Annotated in this window: 15 protein-coding genes and 3 pseudogenes; 6 read left to right on the top strand and 12 right to left on the bottom strand. The window is 42.6% G+C overall.

Annotated features, from left to right (window positions below; all coding sequences use genetic code 11):
• Positions 1–78: 78 nt before the first annotated feature.
• Positions 79–495: a hypothetical protein gene (locus C0638_RS20500; RefSeq protein ID WP_013371258.1), complete on the top strand. Its 417-nt coding sequence runs from the start codon at positions 79–81 to the stop codon at positions 493–495.
• A gap of 221 nt (positions 496–716) precedes the next feature.
• Here C0638_RS20500 and C0638_RS20495 read toward each other — a convergent pair whose 3' ends face one another.
• The 3 genes from C0638_RS20495 to C0638_RS20485 form a co-directional block, all read right to left on the bottom strand.
• Entirely contained in the window at positions 717–2063 is a 1347-nt protein-coding gene (locus tag C0638_RS20495; RefSeq protein WP_058712279.1) for a cellulase family glycosylhydrolase, read from the bottom strand.
• 739 nt (positions 2064–2802) lie between these two features.
• Positions 2803–3834 (bottom strand): ketopantoate reductase family protein, encoded by a 1032-nt coding sequence (locus tag C0638_RS20490; RefSeq protein ID WP_058711641.1) that lies wholly within the window; start codon positions 3832–3834, stop codon positions 2803–2805.
• A gap of 13 nt (positions 3835–3847) precedes the next feature.
• Positions 3848–4594 carry an acetoacetate decarboxylase gene (locus C0638_RS20485; protein ID WP_013371261.1) on the bottom strand — a complete coding sequence of 249 codons (747 nt, stop codon included), beginning with the start codon at positions 4592–4594 and terminating at the stop codon, positions 3848–3850.
• Positions 4595–4764: 170 nt separating this feature from the next.
• On the opposite strand from C0638_RS20485, the gene C0638_RS20480 reads away from it, so the two are divergent.
• Positions 4765–5649, top strand: coding sequence for a LysR family transcriptional regulator (locus C0638_RS20480; protein ID WP_013371262.1), 885 nt, complete (start codon positions 4765–4767; stop codon positions 5647–5649).
• Between the two features lie 468 nt (positions 5650–6117).
• Here C0638_RS20480 and C0638_RS25850 read toward each other — a convergent pair.
• The 7 genes and pseudogenes from C0638_RS25850 to C0638_RS20445 form a co-directional block, all read right to left on the bottom strand.
• Positions 6118–6815, bottom strand: a pseudogene (locus tag C0638_RS25850) (PEP-utilizing enzyme); the annotation flags it as partial.
• Between the two features lie 20 nt (positions 6816–6835).
• On the bottom strand, positions 6836–7033 hold the full coding sequence (locus tag C0638_RS20470) for a hypothetical protein (protein WP_025674524.1): 198 nt from the start codon (positions 7031–7033) through the stop codon (positions 6836–6838).
• A gap of 63 nt (positions 7034–7096) precedes the next feature.
• Positions 7097–7517: pseudogene (locus tag C0638_RS25845) on the bottom strand (copper amine oxidase N-terminal domain-containing protein); the annotation flags it as partial.
• Positions 7517–8062: pseudogene (locus tag C0638_RS20460) on the bottom strand (Tn3 family transposase); the annotation flags it as partial. The pseudogenes C0638_RS20460 and C0638_RS25845, both read right to left, overlap by 1 nt.
• A gap of 177 nt (positions 8063–8239) precedes the next feature.
• Positions 8240–9391: a serine hydrolase domain-containing protein gene (locus C0638_RS20455; RefSeq protein ID WP_013371265.1), complete on the bottom strand. Its 1152-nt coding sequence runs from the start codon at positions 9389–9391 to the stop codon at positions 8240–8242.
• A gap of 30 nt (positions 9392–9421) precedes the next feature.
• Entirely contained in the window at positions 9422–10777 is a 1356-nt protein-coding gene (locus C0638_RS20450; RefSeq protein ID WP_013371266.1) for an erythromycin esterase family protein, read from the bottom strand.
• 133 nt (positions 10778–10910) lie between these two features.
• On the bottom strand, positions 10911–11570 hold the full coding sequence (locus C0638_RS20445; RefSeq protein ID WP_233902237.1) for a GLUG motif-containing protein: 660 nt from the start codon (positions 11568–11570) through the stop codon (positions 10911–10913).
• A gap of 782 nt (positions 11571–12352) precedes the next feature.
• Between C0638_RS20445 and C0638_RS20440 the strand changes: the two genes are divergently transcribed.
• A complete protein-coding gene (locus tag C0638_RS20440; protein ID WP_013371268.1) occupies positions 12353–12625 on the top strand; it encodes a hypothetical protein in 273 nt (90 codons plus the stop codon).
• A gap of 423 nt (positions 12626–13048) precedes the next feature.
• Here the strand turns inward: C0638_RS20440 and C0638_RS25840 are convergent, their stop codons facing one another.
• The gene (locus C0638_RS25840) at positions 13049–13420 is read right to left on the bottom strand and encodes a hypothetical protein (protein WP_043885963.1); all 372 of its coding nucleotides are present in this window, start codon (positions 13418–13420) and stop codon (positions 13049–13051) included.
• A gap of 770 nt (positions 13421–14190) precedes the next feature.
• Between C0638_RS25840 and C0638_RS20430 the strand changes: the two genes are divergently transcribed.
• Positions 14191–16659: an Ig-like domain repeat protein gene (locus C0638_RS20430; protein WP_058710362.1), complete on the top strand. Its 2469-nt coding sequence runs from the start codon at positions 14191–14193 to the stop codon at positions 16657–16659.
• Positions 16660–16903: 244 nt separating this feature from the next.
• Here the strand turns inward: C0638_RS20430 and C0638_RS20425 are convergent, their stop codons facing one another.
• Positions 16904–17581 (bottom strand): hypothetical protein, encoded by a 678-nt coding sequence (locus tag C0638_RS20425; protein ID WP_233902236.1) that lies wholly within the window; start codon positions 17579–17581, stop codon positions 16904–16906.
• A 360-nt stretch (positions 17582–17941) separates the two neighbouring features.
• On the opposite strand from C0638_RS20425, the gene C0638_RS20420 reads away from it, so the two are divergent.
• Entirely contained in the window at positions 17942–18256 is a 315-nt protein-coding gene (locus C0638_RS20420; RefSeq protein ID WP_058710363.1) for a DUF421 domain-containing protein, read from the top strand.
• 35 nt (positions 18257–18291) lie between these two features.
• On the top strand, positions 18292–18564 hold the full coding sequence (locus C0638_RS20415; RefSeq protein ID WP_233902235.1) for a YetF domain-containing protein: 273 nt from the start codon (positions 18292–18294) through the stop codon (positions 18562–18564).
• Positions 18565–19061 lie beyond the last annotated feature (497 nt).

The following is a 19061-nucleotide window of genomic DNA, read 5'->3' as shown; positions in this document are numbered from 1 at the left end:
CTAGGTCGATATAGAGAAACTTGCGCTATTACATCTTGTAAGGGTACCGCCGGTATACCCTTGAAAGGCGACATTTGTTTGGAAATTGTCAGCGAAGAGTGTCAACCATTATTCGACGAAGTTCAGGCCTACCTCAGCCAATCCAAGGATGTTATTCCTTTGGAGCAACTTTATCAAGTCATCGTGAGCTATGTTTCCTTTTTGGAGTCGAAAGTCCCCTGGCTTTGCGCCGTCAGCCGCGCATCTACCGGACATCGCCCGCTTCATTCGCCGCTATGTCAATGGATGCGTACAACATGTAGATATTTATATAACGAGGCTTCAGCAAAAGGAGATATTTCGGACGTTGACATTGTATACACCGTAGAAGCTTTACTGGCAACTCTCCACAACATTGATTTTCATTTAAAAGATGAAGGACTTTCGACGAAACAAATTTTGAAAGGAATTCGCAGACTTTACATTGATGGCTTGAAAGCGTCAAAAAGTGGATGACCCTACGATCAAATCGAAATGACACTTAAGATCGGAAACGACAAATAAGCGCCGCATAAATCGGCGCTTATTTGCATGCGTTGTCATTTAGGTGGCAATTCGCTTAATGAAGTTCTATAAACATTCCAACGACTAACAAATGGGTGCAGTTTTTTGCCTAAATTCAGTTTAGATGAGAAATTCAAGGTCATTCGTAGGTATCAGCGTTGAAATTATTAACATCATTCTGATTGTGCGTCAGTCGGTGTAGTAGTGTATGTATCTGATAGCACATCAGTCGGTGCAGCCGCAGGCACATTCTCCGTTGCTGATTCACTGTTCTGGATTAGTGCTCTCGGATAGGTCCGTGCACGTTCATTGTACCAGTCAAACAAGAAACGGGCCATCGCCTGACGTCGCGTATCCCCATCCCACTTTAACCCGGCCGTTGGGTCTGCAAATGAACTCCTTGCTCCTGCTTCCAGCAGAAATCCATTCATGTGTGCGGTCATGCTGACATTACCAGCTGCTGTAAAAATCGACTTCGTGTTTTTCCCAAATCCATCATTAGAGCCGTTAAACAAGTTCCAATACTCTGAGTCGCCGGGCTGAGTTTTGAACCAGGTAAACTCTGTAATATTTATTGGGTAGGCTTGAGCTGCCGCTTTAATGTTGGAATTCCATTGCGATTGTAGCTTGTCCTTGTCATCATGTGCTCCGTAGCCCGGATACCAGTGGACAGCATAGCCGTAGTTGTTCAATGGGTCCATCAGCGGGTGTTTTGCTGCCGGACTGTAAAATTGGTCGTATCCAAGCCCTGCAGCCCATATAACATTATCCGCTCCTTTACTTCTAATCGTGGAAATGATAGAGTTTTGGAATCTTCTGAGATCATTCCAATGGTCAACAAAATCATTTTCGCCGGCATAGCCCCCCCAATGCCCATTCGCATACGACTTAATGGGCTCGTTGATTAGTTCAAACATGACGTTATCCGCGCTCTTAATAGCTGGCTGCGAGGCAAGATACCCCCATATTTGATTGAATTTGTCTAAATTGGATTGTGTGGTAGCTTGGTCGTTAGCCAAAGTGAAATCGAGACCAAGAGTCACATAAATACCCTTTGTTTTCGCATAATTGATATATGGTATAATCACATTTTGTGTAGCTGCTTGTAAACCTGAAAAGTTGTATGAACCTGCGGCCACATCTCCCATATCCTGACGATCAATAAACAATCGAACCTGATTCATATACCAGCCGTGGTTGCTTCCATACTTTGGTCTGGTGTCTGTAAAGGTGTCGGTGATATCCTTCAAATAGGCCAAAATTGCTGCATGACGATTGTTACCATTCAAATTGAGATAATAATTACTGTTTTGATAGGTCCAGTATGCACCAGACGGCTGATGCCAGCCATTCAAAACAATAGGTTTTCCGCTGCTGTTCACCAATTGATTGCCCCTGACATGAAGCTTTCCCATAGGCATACCTGACCATGCATCTACATGTTGACCAAAGGTCGGTGTTAAAGGCGTTAAGAATACAAGTATCAGAACTATTTTACATACCATCCCTAATTTTTTCAAAGAAAGACCTCCTCTTTAAAAATTAATTGTCCATTATGCCAAAACAATAAAATGGTATAAACATGTAGTAGCCTGCTTCCTGAAGCTACCCCAATTCAAAATCATCATTCCCCCCTTTAAAGAATATTTTAATTCTAATTTGCATTTCTTGTATCTAATTGTAGTACTTACATTTACAAACCACAACTTGATAAATTTTTTTTTTTTTTGAAATTATTAGGTTTACTTTAGTGTTCGCCCTGATTACAAGCCACGACAACGATACCAAATGTGTAATAACTAAAGACTGTCCTCTTTTGTACGATCGTTATTATCTCAAAAAAATTATTACGTAGTTCGTTAGTTTTCTAAGCAAACGGGACATGATAGTTTAAAAGTAAAAAAACAGGAACCTGCGGTCCGAGTAACGTAGGCGCTGTTGAGGGCTTAACCGTCGGGAGGGGCTGCTCACCAATCGGATCGATCTTGGCATTGTTTATCTACCGCTGGATCACAAGCAGCTAGAGAGCAATTTTGTTGAACCCTTCCATTTAGCATAATGCCACTATTAGTCTATAACTTTATTTTCACAGTCTCATGTAGTGCTTCCTCTGTTAAGTTCTTTGTTTTTCTATGCAAAAAAACCTGTCATTTCGACAGGTTGAATAATCATAAAATATGCAGCGTAAAAAACATGGAGCGCATCATTTCTGTTAAAGAAGTCCAGAGGGATGTCCTGCCGGCTCCAAACCTATGTTTCTTATTGGCTATTCAATAACTCTTTAAAAGCTTTTAGATTTGTATCAAAATTAGGCACAGTTTGAGATTCTTCTGCAGATTTGACTTGGGCTACAACTAAATCATTAAATGGTGTTGAAATACCAGTCCCTTCTGCCATTTTGGGAACCACACCATTAATGTAATCAATTTCAGTTTTACGTTTCTTCTCAAGATCCTGAAGCATACTTGCTCTTAGCAGCCTGGACGGTTCCATGACTACCCTAGAGGTTTGGATACGTTCAGGAATATCATTTTCGCTTCTTAATTCCAAAGATTCTATATCAAATCCACCCATTTTAGCAAATTTGACACCCTTTGCGTGTCCAATCTTGATCGTCTCATCTGCGATATGAACTGCACAAATAATGCTAATTTCATTGTCAAGAATGTCTCCATATTCTCCGTTTAATGCTGCAGATAAACCACTGAATGCATTATTGATCAGTAATTTTGACCACTTCGTTCCAACTAGGTTATCGGAAATGTTTGTTCCGCCGACAAGGTCTAAAGCCGATTTAATACGTTGTATTCTTTCTGTGACTTCGCCGTTTAATTCTCCAATTTGAAAAGCGTACTTTTTAAATTGCGTATACTCGGTTGTAAGGCTAGATACGCCTGGTTCAATAAACGTAGCACCAAATTCAACAGAACCTGCAATAACACGTTCTTCACCAACAATTGAAGCAACGTTCTTTTCGGGTATACCGTTTTGTAGAGAACATACAACACTATCGTCCCTTAGAAAAGGAAGTAACTCTTTAAGAACAGAGTCGTTATATAATTGTTTTGTTAGCAGTAAAACTAAATCATACTTGCCTGACTTGTTTTCAGGGATGATGGCTTTTACCTTTGCTTGAAATTCCGTCGTACCCACTACTTTAGCACCTATTTGATTTAAAGTATCTACATGTGCTTTGTATGCATCAATCAACTCAACATCCATTCCGCCAGCAGCAAGATATGCTCCAACTATGGTTCCTAAAGACCCTGCTCCTAAAATTGCAATTCTCATCTCAAAGTCCTCCTTATTTTTCCTCTAAGTAGTTGTATACAGGTTGTGCAGCGTTTAAGGTTAAATCCGTAAGGATATGAGATGCTGAAACGACTTCTAATACAGGCAAATCTGCAAGAGGTGCCAGTGCATGCTCAAATAATTGAAGTCGAGCAGGACCTGTCCAAGCCCCTTTAACCTCTATATTCGTTATTTGTGTTCGTACTAAGTCGCAGATTCTTAAATCTCCATTGTAATCAGTAGCAATCTTAACCATAAAGTTAGGTCGACAAATTTCATTTTTAGCTAGTTCCTTATCCATCTCAAAATGCTTGTACCCCATGGTGGCTGTGGCTACGCGAAGTGTACCGTAATCAAGTGTGCCAACAAGAGTATCTGAATCTACATAAAGCTTGGGAGCACCTAACTTCTTCGGATATGCAGTTAGCTCCCGACCACTTGCAATCGCTGGAAAGTTGTCAACGTACATCGAATGCACGTAATCTCCGTCCTCTCCATTAAATCGGACAGGAATTACTTGTCCAGCCTCAGTATAAGCACCTAGTCCGGAAACATCGGGCATCCACATCACTTCGAATTTAACCAAGGGATCACCGATTTCTAGGGGTTCCGGCACTGCTGTCCGTAAAGCTTTTTCATCCGTTCGGTAAATAATGTTAAGATATTCACGATTAACAAATTTATAGGTTGGCACCGAATATGCCGGTGCTGTTAATGGTGTATTGAAATTTTTGAATGTGTTATTTACATCAATTCTCATAGAAAGTACCTTCCTTTCTTGCTCAAATTTTGCACTTTTCATTATATGTCGCTTGAGTTTGATCTTGTTCACTTCACTTGATGACATTATCTTATATCTATATTTACATTTAATCTAATACATAATAAGGTATGTATATATTTATCATAATAAATAAGGAGACAAGCTAAATGGAGTTGCTTCAACTCAAATACTTTCAGACAGTTGCTTATACCGAGCACTTTACTAATGCAGCCAGACAATTGAATATTGCTCAGCCCTCTTTAAGCCTGACTATTAAAAGACTTGAAGAAGAATTGGGAACAACCTTATTTGAAAGGAAAGGGAGAAATATTCAACTGAGTTCGTCAGGAAAGATTCTTTTGAAACACGTAAACAGGATTTTTACGGAGATTGAAAATGCGCAAATGGAAATTAGATCGGAGGAACATCAAATTGCCAACACCATAAGAATATCAATTTCCAATTCAAGATTCCTTACAGGACTCATCAGTGAATGTATTACCCGCTTTCCTGAATCAAAAATACTTCAAACCATCGGAGTCAAAAGCGAAATATTGACAAGTTTAAAAAAAGGAGAAATGGATTTAGGAATAACAGGTCATCCTATTCAAGATGAAGAGCTAGAGAGTTGTTTACTGGTAAATGAAGATATTGTTCTGGTTTTACCTTCGAACCACAAACTTACGGGTAAAAACGAGATCTCATTAAGTCATGTAGCCAATGAACCATTTATTACTCTTGCTAATAATGTAGAATATAGTGACTTTACAACCATGCTTTGTGAAAAAGCTGGATTCATCCCAAATATTTCCTTTGAAGTCGATTCTTATTTATTGGTTGAAATTTTAAAGGTTAATCAGGGAGTGGCTTTACTCCCTATTTCAATTTGTAGAACACTAGGGTTGAATTATATTAAAATTACGGATAAAGCTTCAAAATATCCTGTCAGCTTATCTTGGAAAAAAAATAAATTGTTATCTTCTTCAGTGAGAAATTTTCGTGACTTTATTATTTTGTTCTATAAAGATAATTATGTAATTTTCAAGATTTAAAAAATATAGTTACATAATTATCTTAGATTATCCTACATTTCCCGGATTGTTCCCGAAAACTTCTTTTAAAAATGAGGCACAAAAACCTTATAGTTGATAATCCTCTTCAATTACGGTTAACCATACATGTTCTTGTTTTTTCGGCTAACGATATCTGTTCTTGGCTTTTGGTTTGGACAAAAACAGATATTGTTAAAACAAAAAGCCGCTGCAACGCGACTATTAAGCTTGTATATACTTGTCGTCTTATATATAACAATAACTGTAAAATCCGTCCCTCAAGTTGTCATACGTATACGAAAACCTCATCCTCATCATAGACCAGTTCATAGAAGATCAGGTCACCTTCAACTGATTCGGCACACCCATGTCGAGATTCGCCAGAAAAAGCTTCCACTTTTCGAGATTGTACATCTTTCCGTTTAAGTGGTAAGTAGTTGCATTTAATTAAACTTCCTCATTTATCCATTACAGAATTTCGATATATCCTTCAGTTCCATGCACGCGAATTCTTTGCCCATCTTTTATCGATTTGGTCGCATTTTCCACTCCCACAACGGCTGCAAGCCATATTCACGTGCAATAACGGCTCCATGGGTCATTAGTCCGCCCACCTCTGTAATCAAGCCTTTTATGGATAAAAACAATGGAGTCCAGCTCGGGTCGGTAAAAGTGGTGACTAGTATATCGCCATCTTCCAGTTCAGCCCCTTCTATATTCAGGATCACACGAGCCCGCCCCTCTACAACGCCTGAAGAAACAGCAAGGCCTACAATAGCTTCACTGGGAATATTTTCTCGTTTGTACTGACCCGTAATGATTTCGCCGTCAGACGTGATAACACGTGGTGGAGTTAGTTTTTCATATAATCTGTACTCATCTTTTCGTTTGTCGATGATCTGGTAATCCAGTTTATTTGTGCGTATGGTTTCCTGCAATTCTTCAAAAGCAAGATAGTAAATATCTTCTTTTTTATGAAGAACGTTAGCCTGTACGAGTCGTTCCGCTTCCTTTAATAAAGCCTGTTTATAGATGAAGTAGCGACTGACAATGTCGTATTTCGGATATTCACGATAACCGATGAAATTCCGGATCTGGTCGATCATTTGTTTTGTCTCTTTGGCTTTTTGTTCACCATTCGGTAATTGTTTCAATCGAGCTAATAAGTCCTTGGACGAGGATAATCCTAATTGCTCACGGCATTACGTGCATCAATAAGCATAACCCTTAGGAACTGAGTAAGATCTTTCGTTTGATTGACGCACAAATCTACGTTCTCATATTGGTCGTCCTTTTCTACTTCAGACGCAGATCCAGCACGGAAACACCAATGCTCCGCATGATTATCAAAATCGATTCCATACCTTGCATTCAGAATAGACAAATCTCCTCGTTCGATTTCCTCCAATTGACTGCTATCGGCATAGGTAGATACGAGTTTATAAGCTTAATTACCTTTCCACGGGTTGACCATCATTGGGATATACTCGCGTGAAGCTAATCCAAATGCAATATATTCAAATATCTTGTAGCTTGAAGGATTTGTAATTTTTATCGCCTAAATAGAGCTCGTCAGCAGACGAATAAATTGGGTAATAAATCATCTTTGTGCCATCCCCATTGTCTTTTGTCATTTCTCTCAATGGAGCACGAAGACGGGTATCCTTGTTTTTGGTCAGATAGAAGATGCTACCTGCTGTAGAATTCGTTTTTACTCTCATTTGGAGATAAGGAACACCGTTAGATGCCGTGTAAGGCTCAACAGAATAAATATCGTGCAGTAACTTAATAGGCAGGTCAGATTGTTTGAAGATCATGACTTTGTTATATGGCTGTCCGGTTACATCGTTTAAAAGGGCAGGTATAATAGTGGATCTATGTGTTCGTATACTGTGTCTTCACTTGGCCTGAAAAATATGAGATCTTTCCAATTTCGAATTCTAGGCATTAGGTTGATCCCTAACAGGTACGCTAATGCGAAAACAGGAGTAGATTGTCCTTGGGTATCAGCGTGCAACGTATCAGGTTGGATGTCTGATTTGTTCTTTAGTAGACCATCTATTATGTAGACAGCTTCCCATACTCCGCAGGGAATGAAGTGACTAAATAAAGCAATGTAGGTATCTGAAATATGATGATAAGCAATTCCGCCATACCCACCATAACGAATATGATATTCAGATAACAAATTTTCTTCGTACAAATCGAACATCGTTCCGTCTGCAGCAGCTGTCTTCCCGTCTCCCCATAGTTTAGGCAGGCTTAGTGTATTGTATTGATTCAGAATGTCACGTATGGCTGCATCGATCTTCTGGGCAGTTACATGTCGGCGGTTTACAAATGAGAGCATATGGGGTGTAACTAAACTTCGCATATGTTTGGATGTTTGGGCTGGCCCAAGATTGCACCCGTATCCATCGGTAATCCGATCAGGAAAATGTCCCATGCGTTCGCGCAGGTGTGAGTTATAACGTAAATTGAGACTGTTTATCTCGGACATTCCGTCGCGGGCAGAGGAAACGGTCGGGGCCGAGATGGCAGCAAGCTGGCACCGGAATAGGAAATTTCCGGTGCCAGCTTGCTGGTGTTCTTAATGTGATGAAGAGCCAATGAGTTGCTCGGCAATGCTTTTGGAAAGAGGCAACGTATTAATTTCAGAAGGCATCGCATTGATATTAAGGGTTTGTACATAATCCCCGCCGCGAGTTCCACCTGCGAACGTTGCGAATCCTGGAAAGTTGCCGCCATGCCCCCAAATCATAATACCATTCGTCAGCTTTGTTCCAAGGATCCCCAAGCCGTATTCACCTGCTGGAGTTTCAACCCCAGTTAACATCTGATCTAAAGTAGCTGGTTTTAATAGCTTGCCACTAAGTATAGCTTTGAAGAATGTATTCATATCATCCGCTGTGGAGATCATAGATCCCGCAGCATCTGCCCAAGAGGGATTCATTTCAGTTCTGTCTATGAATTGACCGTCGAGTACGAAGTATCCTCGTGCATGTTCACCTGGAATAAACGAGTAGTCGTCGGGTACATAAGTGTTCGTCAGATTAAGGGGAGCTATAAAACGTTTCCTAATATGTTCCCCGTATGTTTCTCCAGTAGCCTTCTTAATAATCATCCCTGCTAGTACCGTATTCGTATTGGAATAAACCCATTTCTCTCCAGGCTTAGAGGTTGCCTTCATGCTCAGTCCGGTACGAACTAATTCGTCTGCAGTAAAGGAATGTAACGGGTTTGGGAGTAATTTATCGAGAATATCCTTGTGTTCTGAATAGTCAGGAATACCGCTTGTTTGGTTTAATAGTTGCCGAATCGTGATATGTTCCCCTTCATATTCTGTACCCTTAACAACATCAGGCAGCCATTTTTCTATCGTGTCATCCAGGCTCAGTTTTTGTTCATCAACAAGCTGAAGAACGACCATTGCAGTAAACGTCTTTGTTAGACTACCGATCCGGAAAGTAAAGTTCGTCTTAACCGGGTCGGTACCGTAAATGCTTGCTTCACCGGAAGCATATGCCCATTTTGATCCTTTGTTTGAGGAAGCTACAATTATGCCCGGTATATTTTGATGGTTAGCAGCTTCATCGATAAGTTGCTTGGCTTTGGTCTGTGAATTTTGACTGTAAGTAGTAACGAGGGGATCCGCCTGCTTTGCAAAACCAGTTCCTTGTAATGGCAGTAATAGAGCCGCGGTAATCATTGCCGATACAGTGAGCATAGAAATTTTGTTCATTTCGTTTCTCCTTTTGATTAAGGATTCGTATTATTCATTCATTTGTGATGGAGTGACCTTTTTGATATAGAAAAGGATGTCAAATGTCTTGCCGAATGCAGCGTCTACAAACAAAGGTACTTCAGGTCCCAATTTTGTTATTCCGGCAAATGTAGGACGGGTTTCATCTAACCAAGTTTTCACCGAACCGCTTGCTTTGCGCAAGTCTACAAAAAATTGATCATGTTTGACTTGTCCGACGGTATAGTTAATGCTATTAGGGTCATCGATTCTAACCGTTCCGTAAGGACCGAATTTGCCGCTTTCATTAACAACGTTATATGAACCTGAATGGATTGAAGTCCCGATGGATACGTATTTGTCGCCGTAATGTTTAGCCAAATGTTGTCCTGACATCTCCGGATATACGAATGGAAGAGTATTGGTTTTGGATATATGTCCGTTATGACCCCATACAATGGTTTTCCCCCATTGTTCTTGTGTCCACTTCGCATTTTCATACATTGCAATATCATGTCTTAAGAAGAACTCCGGCTGTTGTTCAGCTGAAAGCATATGAATAAATTGCTCGATAATACGGGAGCTATGCAATGCCCATGCGTAAGCTTCTTTTTGCTTGCCGGCATTAGCTTTATTTTTTTCTAGCAGCTCAATAATAGACCGGGCATTGGAAAGATGCTTTTCTTTCTCATCTTTCGGCAGTTTCTCAAAACTTTCTTCATCTTTTGCTGCGGAAATAAGCTCTTTCATTTTGTCATTTAATTGAGAAACCAAATCCGGATGATATTGTTGGATATAGTCCGAAATTTTGTTAAACACAGGTTCATCTAATTTTTTTTGATCCATCCCGATTACACGTATTTTGTTGGGATGTTTGGGATTGGCATTGTAGTCACGAATCCATTCCAACATTTGCGTCATTTCTTTATTGTTAAACACGGGGCTAAGAATTTTGTCTGGATGCCCTTTACCTGTAAGAACATATTGATCAAGCATCAATCCTTTCCCCCAGTCCTCCTCTAAGACGAGGTTTGTAAACCCCAATTCCGTAACCATATACTGTACGATACGGTGTTTCATCGTGAATACTTCATGCATGCCATGAGAAGCTTCGCCTAAACCAACAATAGAAGCAGACCCTATCATCTCTTTAAGTGGTTGTAAATCTTCCAAAGAAGCACGAGGCTCTGTTGTTGTTAATTTGCTTGCATTCTTCTCCAGCCACTGTAATGGAGTCTGGTTGTCCTTCATGGCAGTTTCAAGTTTAGATGCAGGCGTATTGCCCGAACTGGATGGTGTTGATGGGATTTCTTCTGTGGAACAACCGGCCAAACTTATACTACATATTGTAGTAAGTGCCAGCCTCGTTAATAATTTCTTGTTCATTTTTTTCCTCCCCAGGGTTATTGTTTGACATTCGTTGCGAAGCGATTTGTCTCCCCGAGTATTGCAAAGTAATTGTCATACTGCCAAGATGCCATTATGTCACCATGATGCGTTTTTACTGTCATATGACGGCTTATCGCCCGATTAGGACGGGATTATGATGGTCCTGACCAGCATTTTGTTCAACAAGTCCTCCAGCTCGGTTGACGGTCGTTGTGACTGAACCCGTTGAATAAGAATTGCTCACGATTCCGATAGGATTGTATCCGACTAAACCACCAACGCGGGATAGTCCATCCACTTGGCCAGTTGCATAACTTTGGCTGACGGTGCCCCGCACATTATAGCCTGCAATTCCTCCAACGTATCCAGCAGATTTGGTTCCCCTCACGTTGACAGCCGATATAGACTGAGTAATCGATGCGTTGTTAACACCGACCAGACCACCCGCATAATCATAGGCGCCCTCTCCGAGCGCTTCTACACTGCCGGATGCAAATACATTACTGATTTGACCGAAACTTGTACCGGTAACACTTCCTACGTTCCTATTTCCGATTATGTTAACATCCATTAACCGGACGTTACGAACAACACCTGTAGCCGTTAAATTGCCAAAAAAACCGACATCCATTGACAAGGGCTGATTAATCGTCAAGCCAGAAATCGTGTATCCGTTCCCATCGAACGCACCCGCGAAATTGGCAATCGAGTTCCAAGTATAATCCGTTAGTTGGATATTAGCACCCAATTTGTAATAAGCGCTCGGATTAGTCCTGATGTCATCCAGCATCGCTGCCGTCGTGATGATATAAGGGTCCTGTTCCGTACCGTTTCCCGTTCCGGAAAACGCATGTGCCCGTGAAGGGGAACGGAAACAATAGCTACGGCAAGAATAATGACCACTAGGATTAATTTTAAATAAGAAGTAAGATTTTGGTTTAAGCGAAATTTCTTAATTAATGGTAACAATAAAAGTTCCTCCTTCTTGTGCGACAAATAAAATCATCTGAATGGTTTAGGCTAATTCCACCTCATCTCATATAGTACTAAGTACAGCGACTCTATTTTCTCTCACGTGAAAATTTAAATTTAAGCATGAAAAATAACCGTTCATTGAAAGAACGGGTACCCGCTTTTCAGACTCTCTTTATTTTATCGCCGCTGCCCTATAATCAAATAACATTTCTCTGTTATACCAAAATTAGGATGTTACTATATGCATTGCAGTATCGACATACATTTAATAAATATTTATATGAAACAATGCTGCTTCCCTGTTCACAATCACTCTCTCTCCTTATGTAGGTTTTGGCTGTTATTTTGATACGAAGATTTTAGCATGGTATGACTGAACAAATTCTGAACATTCACACTCCTGTTTCTTCGAAGAATGCACTAATCCAAAATCTGGCTTAGATTATAGAATATTTGAGAAGAACAATAAAACTCTTTCTAAGAAGCCAAAGACTGGTGAGGATTTATATAAGTTTTTAGTTGATATTTACTATCAGCGATACAGCAGTATATCCCCTGTAAAGGATAACCTTCCCTACATCAATGATGATCAGAAGAATGCACTGGCCACGTATTATGGTTCAGGACAGCAACAACATCAACAGAGAAAATGCACGCACGAGGCATTTGGTTGTACAAGGGAACTGTTTAGAACAATTCCAGGAGAGCCTGAGAGTTAAGATTAATCAATTTGGAGGGGCATTAGAGGAGTTGGTGATACAACCTGACGTGGAGTTCAGTGAACCTAATGTGGAGATTGATGGAGTCATTCCGTGGCCAATTAATGAAATCACCGAGCTAGTTCTTAACGGGTTGGCAGTCGCGCTTTAGACAAAATGAAGGGTAACATCAATAGCAACATGACGATTAGCCTATTGTTCCCGCGGCTTAATGGGGTAGGATACTTTAATTTTGGATTTGATCATGTGGATTTTTTGAGAATAGTTTAGTAATCGTCACAGGTATTGCAAGTGATGATTAACATCCTTGGAATATGATATTTCTTTAGAATTAGTGGAAGCTTTGAATGGAAAAAATTCAGAGTACCGCCTTTTTTTTGTTTTTGAACTGTTGATCAAACTCACATGTATGTCAGTTATCCGTTGAAGGCGGGCAAAGGGAAAGAAAGTAAAGAACTGCCTGCGGTTAAGCCGGCATGACCAGGCTGAGACTCCCCTTGGTATATTACCGGTTCAAACCGAACGATGTTTGTTGAACAAATGTCTCTGCGGTGATGAATTTTTAAAGTTCATATCATTTAGACGTTTCAGGCTTTGAGCCAGCAACTCCCCATGTTTCCCCGTCAACTTTATAATCACCGCCTCTCCAATGAAGTATGTAGTCTCCAGAACGCAAACCATCGCTGAAACCTTGGTCGTTAGAATTCCAAGTCACTGTATCGTGAGGAGCGATTACTAAACTTTCGATATATAATTTGTTTGAATCAATGTGAGTTAAACTTACCTTTACTGGATGATCAGAATGATTCTTCAAACAAAGTTTAACATGACCCCCGCCTTTAGGGACACTAAACACTTCTCTTACTGTTGCGCTTCCGCCCGATCTTTGAGAAATAATATTGTCTCCGCTATTTTTACTTGGTGAGGCTGCAGCTTTTTCCTTCATGGTTTTCCACACCTATCTCTTGATATGGTTTACCAATTAGGGACTAGTGAATACAATCTGGTAGTCGCTTTTCTTATCTTCTCTATATTCAAATGCACAACTCTATAGACAAAAACGCCAAGGATAATGAATGCGATTTTTGTTGCCCAGAATACCACTTTTCCACTTTTTGAAAACACAAATAGGTCACTCTGAGCCCAAGTGACCTATTTGTTAAACAGTTTTATACCAGACGATCTAATACAATCATTGGCTCAGTCTCTTCCCACATCGGGTGCACGATTTATCCACGAACGCTCTACTTTGCGAAATATTTTGAACATCGGAAACCGGTGGAATGTCTTCTTCTTTCAGATGGGCAAGAGCAGGGTTTTTGGCCCACTCCCGGTATGATGCTAAATCCTTCCATCCCATCTGCCAGGAATCAACAGCATTAACAAAGCCCTAATTAATGATTACGCTTGAAGATTTGCGGAGTAGTCCTGTGTAAAAAACCGGCAATATTGCACCGGGCTTAACGCTTAATTTTATTTCCCGAAAATATCGTTTAGTTTTGTACCGACCACTTCCTTTATGGTAGAAGCCATTTTGCATTTTTAAGCGTGCAGCGGAATTTACAATGCTTATCCGGTACGACAGCGACATCCGATAAAAAGGAAAGTTTGAAAGTTAGCGTGATTAAATTTTTATTGCCCTGCAACCGCCGGTGTAGTATTCTACATCCTGAGTATTTTAACCACTTCATTACCGAACCTCAGGGGGAAGACATCATGATGCTTCGAACACGCACGAGACGATTCGCCGCGCTTATCGCGGCGGCAGTAACCTTCACTACACTAGTCCCAGGACTCCCGGCAAGCGCGGACGCAAGCCCGAACCCGATGGAGGGGATCGTGCTCACGAAGCATGAACGACTCGGTCCCGAAGGGTTTGGGACCATCAGCTATGAGGATGGGATCTTCTACCTCACTGGAAAGAACAACCGTGCGTACTCCGACGACGGTGGGTCGAGCTGGAAGAAGCTGTACGGCAATAACGCCCAGATGGACACGGCCGGCGACGGCAACGGGAATTTCCTCACCGTCGTCGGTTCTGGCGGATATATTCGCTGGGATACGACCACACGGGCATTGGAATCGTTCGAAAAAACCATCTACTACCCGGGATTTAAGCCGTCCATGCCAAGCGTGGCCTACTTCAAGGGGTCTTTTTATGCGGCAGGCTACGAGACGGCCACGATGCCGCAGCTCGGCAGAATCTTCAAGCTGAACGACGACGGCGAATCCTGGGAACACATCGCGGTGCAAGGTCCTGCGCTGGAGAACAAGCGGTTCAATAAAATCAGAACGAACGGAACCACGATGGTCGCCGTCGGGGAGTACGGTCTGATCGCGACCTCGACGGACGGCGTCACGTGGACCCAAAGAGAATCCGGGTCGAGTCAGCACTTGGTGGACGTCACGGTCCCGGCCGACGGAAGCCCTATCATGGCCGTGGGCATGTACAATACGATCACGATCTCCGAAGACGGCGGGGAAACTTGGCAAGCGTATGGCTTCAAATATGATGACCCGGATATTTACAGCGTTACTTATGCACGCGGGTATTACGTCATCTCCAATGAATACGGAAAAATCCTTTACTCAACCGATGCTCGGAATTGGTCGGAATTCAATCACGGCTTCGGAAGAATAGGGATTAACGCCATTAATATCGACCTGCCGGGGCAGATGGTGCTTGTCAGCGGAGGTGGCTTGGTATATTCCGTAAGTAAGGCTACTACCTCTACGGCGTTAGCAAGCAGCGCGAATCCAGCTTCGGTCGAACAAGAAGTCGTCTTTACGGCAACCGTGTCGAAGCCGTCGAATTCCCCGGTGACGGCCGCGCCGACGGGGACGGTTACGTTCAAGAACGGCGAATCGGTACTGGGCAGCGCTCCGCTCACGGTAGGACAGGCGACTTATTCCGTGTCGGATTTAAGCATCGGGACGCATCAAATTACTGCGGTATACAGCGGCGATGGAGCGTTTGGGACAAGCGCCTCCGCTCCGCTTGGTCAAGTCGTGACCGACGCAGTGCCGAAGAAGTCCACGACCACGACCGTGACGAGTACGCGAAATCCGTCTACGGTAGGTCAGTCCGTCACGATTCACGCGACGGTAACGGGACCCTCCGGTACGCCGACAGGTACCTTGACCTTCAAGGATGGCGACACGGTGTTGGATGCCGTACCGATGACGGTAGGCGCGGCAACCTACTCGACGACGCAGTTCATGGTAGGCGTGCATCCCATTACTGTGACGTACAGCGGAGACGTTCAGTTCGAAGGCAGCACCTCCGCCACGCTCCATCAGACGGTAAACGCCGACGATTCCGGCAACTCCGATAACGGGTCCGGCGGAAGCAGCGGCGGAAGCGACGGCAAAAGCAGCGGCGGAAGTGGCGGTGGAAGCGACCCGACGACGGGAACGACCCCGACGGCGCAGCCAACGACGCCGGAACAGCCGGATGCGCAGAAGCCGGAAGGAAACGGGGAAATCCCCCAAGACCCGAACGATATTTTCAGAAGCCAAGTCGTTCGTGCGGACAGCAACGTCATTGCCGGCGTTCAAGCGAGAACGGCAGAAATCTTAGAAAACGGCGGACAATTCGCGTCGATTCAATACAACGATCTCGGGGATCACTGGTCTATCCCGAACGTCGAGAAGCTGACTAAGCTCGGCGTCATCCACGGGTACCCTACCGGTGGCTTCGAGCCCGATGCGGTCATTACGCGGGCCGAATTCGCGGCGATGATCGACAGGGGCTTCGTGGATATGGCTAGTAGAAAAGTTGAGATCAATGAGGAAGATTTCGCGGCCTTCAGCGATATCGAGGGGCATTGGTCTTCCGATAACTTAAAGCAGCTTGTAGCGGTCGGCGTTATGACGGGATACGAGGACGGCACGATCCGTCCGGAGAAGTTGATAACGCGCCAAGAGATGGCCCTCATGATCACTCGAGTACTGAATGCATATATTTTGAACCGCGATACATCTGATGTAGCGTTTAGCGATTTGGACGGCGCGTACGGCGCGGAGGCGATTAAGAAGGCTGCGGCACTGGGCATCTTCACTGGGAAGACGAAACAGCGCTTCGACCCGTTTGCGGGTGCGACGCGCGCCGAGTCCCTCCAGACGATCATCAACACTTATACGTTAAGCCCAGCCATCAAGGAAGCATTGGACAGCTTGAGTTGATGTCGGGCGTCTATAACATAAACCGATAGGACGACCCAAATATATAAAATCAGCGGCAGTCAAGGACCTGAAAATAAAGTCTTAGACTGCCGCTGGTTTATTGAACTAACGTTCTCTGTTAATTCGACCATATCTGGCGCACGGGTCAGCACTTTCCGATACGACTTGCCGAGAATCCTCTGATATTCCTCGAATCTTCGTTCGATGAAATGTTGAAAAACCGCTCTGTAAACGGGCGGTTTTCTTATGCTTGCATGAATGCTTCTAACGGCTCCAGAGTCGAGAACGTCTTCTTTGCATCCTTCTTCCGTTGCTCATCATAGAGTTTGGTTAACTCTACGAATGATTCAGCTTTAATCTTCGTATAACTCGATTTGGTGTATCTGATTATGTACGTCTTTTGCCCTTCCTCTTCAACCCATTCGTAAACGACGTCATATTTGTCCCTCAAATTCTTCAAATGAAGTGCCCGGCGCAACACTGCATAGTGTTCTTCAATGGCTTCATCGCATTCCTCCATAATCTTCTCGTATGAGCAGCCAACTCGCATCATAATCTCTAATGCCCGTTCATCGCCGTATCTCGCGAGAAATTCCTTCAACGAAACCAGCGCATATAGCGTTATTTGTTCCTTGTCATTCGGATTTCTGTATTCATAACAGCCTACAACCAAATTGCGGTCGGTCATTTCCTCCTTACTGAATTGCATCTTAAACAAATACTCGAGTGTCTTCTGCTTCATAACGGTTTCCAACATCTGTTCTTTATCAATCCTGATGCCCGTTGTCACCCACGGAAACGGTAGTTGGCCGTTACTTTCACGCGGTATGCTACCCCTAATATCCAAAATCGGCAAACCCGTAGCAATTGCGTACGACCTGTTATATCCTTCGTCCGCGAATATTTCCTGTTCTTCTCGCATGTGTCCTGCCCCTCCTTTTAGTACCAAGTTCCATTCGGCGCGAAGTGCCACCAGTTGTCTGCGAAGTGAATCTCCGCTCGATTGTATCATATGAGAACCATAAGTTCATCTAATGGTTGCATTATCCTGCCCGTTGGCTAATGCCGGCTGCCAGTCTACAACTTTATTTTTCAGTCTAACACTTTATTTTCACAGAACAGCGGTAACACGGCTCTCTGGCAGTCGCTTTAAATAAAGGCGGCTTACAAGGTGGGCTTTAAGAGGAAATACTTCTGCATAAATGCTTGTATTAATGTCGGTGTACATATTTTTCATAGATTAAGGTAATGATAGAAAAAAAATTATGGGAGTGAGCATGAGATGTTTAAAGACTGGGTGTACAATATACCTTCTTTGAGACACTGGCTAAGTAAGTTGCCATCCTTACCTTATCCATTAAAAGCATTGTTGATTGTAGTGGTTGGAATTATGCTGTTTCGTCTTGCTGGAAAAAGATCGCTCGCAGAAATGACAGTGGCCGAAGCCGTCATAAGAATAGCCATAGGTACGGTACTTATCCAACCCCTTGGTATGAAAAATGAGTGGGAGGCAATTTATGGAGGCACTCTGCTCATTATTGTAGTTATAATCATAACGAAAATGATGCAATACATACCGAAATTTAGGGTCTTATGATCGCCGTCCCTTCCGTAGTTATTAAAGACGGTGAAATGATGCTGAAGGAGATTAAAAAGGCCAAGTTAACCACTGGTGAGGTGGAAGTTAGCCTACGACAAAACAAAGTCGGTAATATAAAAGATGTAGATTTGGCTATTTTCGAATCAAACGGTAAATTATCGACTATTCTAAATAATGAGCAAGCTGAGGCAACAAAGAAGGACATCCAGATGACCCTGGATGTCCTAGCCAACAATGGTTTTCGCATTCCTGAAGAAAAAATTACCGAAGGGAAAACAGCACCATTATTTGAAAGAAGCTTATAAGGAGGCTGAAAAAGTTGATAACATACCAAATCAGTATTGAGTTTGACTCATATTTTTTTCTGCTGACTGGTTATGTAAACAGCTTACTATAAGGTATCCGAGAAATCCAGGCAGGTACGTGTAAAAAATTTCCAAATCGATACTAGCATACTTCGTCAGAATTATCTTAACGCAAGAATTTATTATAATAGTGCTGATCGCCAGCTTTCTGTATCCCATGAAAAATCTGATTGGCCTTTTAACACGTTTAGCCTTGTTCGGAATGATGGCCTACACTCTGTTTTCAGGCTCCATTCCGAATTGGGGGGATAAATTATTGCAATGGTCATATTGTCCTTGCCTATCCTCATAAATTTGTTGGTTAGATTCCTGAAAATGAAAATAATAAAGGCTTAAACCGTCCTTTCAACAGGACATTTTTTTTTCAACACATAACAAACTAAATGTCTGCTTTAAATACTCTTATATCAAATTTCAACTTACATGTGCCCATGCAT

Source organism: Paenibacillus sp. lzh-N1 (assembly GCF_002872435.1).
GTDB lineage: Bacteria > Bacillota > Bacilli > Paenibacillales > Paenibacillaceae > Paenibacillus > Paenibacillus polymyxa_C.
This window is presented reverse-complemented; position numbering and strand designations above follow the sequence as displayed.